Consider the following 3,478-nt stretch of genomic DNA (forward strand, 5'->3'; position numbering starts at 1 on the left):
ACTCCCCAAAGGGGGTTTCACTGGGACGGATTTCACTGGGTGTGATCTGCCTGCCCCGTAAAATTTCTTCCCATTTTACTGGGGTGGGCTAAAAACTCTTATCTTATCTGGGTTGCGGGCATAGCCCGCGTTTAGTTCAATAACTTGATTAGGTCCGACCCAATAAGGATAAGCAAATACTCACGGTCTCAGGCTACAGGCGCTTGCTCCTGGGAACGCCGAGCCCCAGTTCGGCATCTTCATTTGCTTTTCCCAAGCTCCAGCCTGGGAACAAGAGCAAACATCCTGAAATTAGTAAGCGCCTGAATTTATTGCCAATACGATTGTAGTTACTTAGAAGAAGGGGTCAGTATTCAGTAAAAACAAAGAGTTATGGAGATTTTTGACCCGTGATTATTAATGCCACGACTTTTTGCTGGTGCATGTGTGTTACCGAGAATTATTTTTGCAATCGCATCAAGGTACCCATTAATCTTTCACAGTATCATGGCATCTACAGCCTGATTCCCGACTTTACAACATACTCAGCAAAATCAAGGGGATCATGACCCTGAATATACAAATGTGGTTCTATGCGCACATCAAGTTCACGACGTATTCTGTAAAGGTTTTTCATAAGGTTCAGGTAGTTTTCATCTGTTTCAGAAACGATTATTCCTATATCCACATCACTGTATTGATCCTGGTGTCCTGCAGCATATGACCCAAAAAGGTAAGCGCTGTCATAATCCAGAATCTGTTTTACTCTATAGACATAATCCCTGGCTAAAGCTAAAGCCTCTTGCGTATCCATTTAAACAGCTCCTCTGTTAGGGCATTGGGGTCTGACCCCAAGCTGCTTCTGTAACCATCCAATATCATTAGCGATATGCCTGATTTTTCAATGAAGGTATGCGGAATTTCCTGCTATGCCTTGATATCATTGACATTTTCCAGTTCAATTTCCCATTCAAACTGAGCATAGGTCTGATCCTGAGTTTTTAACCACCTATTGTAAATGCTTTTTCACCATGTCAAAGACATACTGTGCAAACTCAAAAAATTCCCTTGACTCATCTTTTGTAGGTTTTCCATGGGGCAACAATCCAAGGTCACCTGGATACCTGGACTCTATGTATAAATCATCAAGATCCGTCAACATGTCGATTTCAAAGTCTACGGGCAATTCATTTTTCACCAGGCCATAGAGCTTTAAGGTGGAGTGTGCTTTAAGTACTCTTTGGCCAGTGTACTCAAGCGTGGCTTTAAAACACTTCTCAACACACTGCTGGGCATGAAAGGCGGCCATGTGGGTCAAAAAATCATCGCCCTTGATATACTCAATGCTTTTCAGGTCAGCTAGTGCTGACTCCAGCCATGCCCGGGCAGATTCCTTGCTCATAACACTCTGATTCCTCTTTCTTGCAAGTCCCTGGCAAAGGAGCTGTTTAAGGAGTAAAATTTTTTATGCATAGAGTAAGTATGCACTACTAAATCCATACTTATTTTCTGACGCAATTCATTCAAAGGCCTGGATACACGCCGTACCAGCTCTCGCTTTTCACTATAACTCTGAGGAATAAATTTGTCCTTTGTGACTACGTACAGATCAATGTCACTGTCTGGTCCTGGCCGGCCATGAGCATAACTGCCAAAAAGCACAACCCGCTCAGGATCAATGCTCCGAAGCCTTTCTAAAATTTCTTGTTTTATTCCTTCAATATCATACATGACTTTACGTTCCTAATTTCTTCTGGGCATCGGGGGCTGTCCCCATGCTGTTTCTCGCTTTGGGGTCGGACCTAATCCTTGGCGCTTTGCGCGCTTTGGTCGCTTTGGGTTAACGCTTTGGGGTCGGACCTGCTTTGCCTGCTTTGGGGGCGGACCTAACCATCATACTTAAATATCAAAATAAACCCGGTGAAATCCTGCCAAGGCAGGGCCGCTTAAGGGCATTTCACCAGGTGAATGTCCCAAATTAGTTTGTTTTCAGACCTTAAAAGCCCCATTTTACCCTCAAAAACATCATTGTAAGCCGACAATGGTTCTTTCAACGCATATGATCCAGCCTTGCCTACTTCATGAGCCCTGCGACCACAAGCTTTTCCGCCAAGCAATTTCTTGACCTTCTTGACAAAATCTTTACAACCCACGGCAACGCTTTCAGTCCAGCCTGGTTGTCTGGGGATACGCTCATCCACTGCTGCCTGGACCCATCCAGAGTAAACCTTGGATAAATCATCGTCTATATCCAGTAGTCTTTTCAAAATATCCCTGCTGATAATTCGGTATCTTTGCTGCGGCTCGATTATCTCATGGTATCCGCCATGACTCCATTCTTTGGGATGTTTAACCACCATGGCCCTGATCATATTTACCCAGTGAAATAAGATTTGAGCCTATTTTTGATAAAAAGTCTTCCTTTATCACCGATTTTCGCAACGCTATAACCGTCATTGCAATATAACATAATAGCATTGTCCGTCACTTGAAATATAAACTTTAATGAGTCTTTTTCCAAGGCGGGCTATGCCCGCAACCCAAAAAATAAAGAAACCTGAACCGCCCGTTCGAAGACTCACTCAAAACGCAAAGGTCGCAAAGGAAGACAGGAAGATTTTTTTCATTTGCCGGGTGTACGGCAAATGAAAAGGCAGCCTTGTCCAAAACCGAGTCCCGGTTTTGGACAATACACCTGCTTCGCGTCTTTAACTTTGCGTACTTAGCGGCTGGCCTGCCACGCGCTTCGCGTGGTTCAAATTTTCTTGTTTTTTATGATAGGGTTTCAGGAGCAAGTCACTAAACCGGGAGCAACTTGGGGTCAGACCCCCATGCCCAACCTTTCCCGGCAACACATATGGGTAAAGGGCAGCCCTAGCGCCTCTTACGTCAAACGCGAAACGGGTCAAAAGTGGGATAAGTTACACACATTGCGTTTGACGTGGAATGGGTAAATTAGAGGTGGGGTGGGTCTGGGCAGAATTCATCCTGTTGAGCCGGAACTTCCCTTAGAATATAAAAAACCTGACCCATTGCTCCTAAAGGCAGGCGGGCAAGGCAGGATGCTGGCAACATAATGGCCCAGGTGCACTCTTACCAGACAGAGTGGCTTGGAGAATCGATAGAAAAATAAAAAGTTATTTTTCTGCTGCTCGGTTTACCAGCTCGGTGAATTCTTCAAGGGATTGGGTTCTATAGACCTTTCTGGTTAAGGTCCGCAGATTATCAATGGACTGAAGAGACTTGATTTTCTCTTGAAGTGAACTTGGTAAGGGACCATGAAAGTCTCCAGCTACATCTATGAGGGTTTCTTGATTGGCCTTTATTTCGGCTTGCTTTTCCCATTTCGGTTTTTCTTGATAAGCAGTATCATACCCTGTATCATACCCTCTCTCATACCCTCTCTTTTCTAACATATCTGCTATGGTTTCCATGTTTATACCTCCGCTTGATTCTTGCTGGATTATCTCGTTGATGACCTCATATTCTTCACTACCCC

At 44.3% G+C, this 3,478-nt stretch carries 4 protein-coding genes and 1 pseudogene; all 5 read right to left on the minus strand.

Annotated elements, in window-relative coordinates; translation table 11 throughout:
* Nucleotides 1-493: 493 nt before the first annotated feature.
* Nucleotides 494-793 carry a nucleotidyltransferase domain-containing protein gene (locus tag QZP87_RS14090; RefSeq protein ID WP_291323559.1) on the minus strand — a complete coding sequence of 100 codons (300 nt, stop codon included), beginning with the start codon at nt 791-793 and terminating at the stop codon, nt 494-496.
* A 195-nt stretch (nt 794-988) separates the two neighbouring features.
* Nucleotides 989-1,381, minus strand: a complete 393-nt coding sequence (locus QZP87_RS14095) for a HEPN domain-containing protein (RefSeq protein WP_291323560.1) — start codon at nt 1,379-1,381, stop codon at nt 989-991.
* Nucleotides 1,378-1,710, minus strand: coding sequence for a nucleotidyltransferase domain-containing protein (locus QZP87_RS14100; protein WP_291323561.1), 333 nt, complete (start codon nt 1,708-1,710; stop codon nt 1,378-1,380). Before QZP87_RS14100 ends, QZP87_RS14095 begins: the two co-directional genes overlap by 4 nt.
* A 215-nt stretch (nt 1,711-1,925) precedes the next feature.
* Nucleotides 1,926-2,339, minus strand: a complete 414-nt coding sequence (locus QZP87_RS14105; protein WP_291323562.1) for a hypothetical protein — start codon at nt 2,337-2,339, stop codon at nt 1,926-1,928.
* A 777-nt stretch (nt 2,340-3,116) separates the two neighbouring features.
* Nucleotides 3,117-3,478: pseudogene (locus QZP87_RS14110) on the minus strand (hypothetical protein); the annotation flags it as partial.

This window comes from Desulfonatronospira sp., assembly GCA_003563255.1.
Lineage (GTDB): Bacteria > Desulfobacterota > Desulfovibrionia > Desulfovibrionales > Desulfonatronovibrionaceae > Desulfonatronospira.

Excerpts from the sequence above, each read along its gene's own strand:
- QZP87_RS14090 (WP_291323559.1), bottom strand. The coding sequence starts at position 793 with ATGGATACGCAAGAGGCTTTAGCTTTAGCCAGGGATTATGTCTATAGA.
- QZP87_RS14095 (WP_291323560.1), bottom strand. The coding sequence starts at position 1,381 with ATGAGCAAGGAATCTGCCCGGGCATGGCTGGAGTCAGCACTAGCTGAC.
- QZP87_RS14100 (WP_291323561.1), bottom strand. The coding sequence starts at position 1,710 with ATGTATGATATTGAAGGAATAAAACAAGAAATTTTAGAAAGGCTTCGG.
- QZP87_RS14105 (WP_291323562.1), bottom strand. The coding sequence starts at position 2,339 with ATGGTGGTTAAACATCCCAAAGAATGGAGTCATGGCGGATACCATGAG.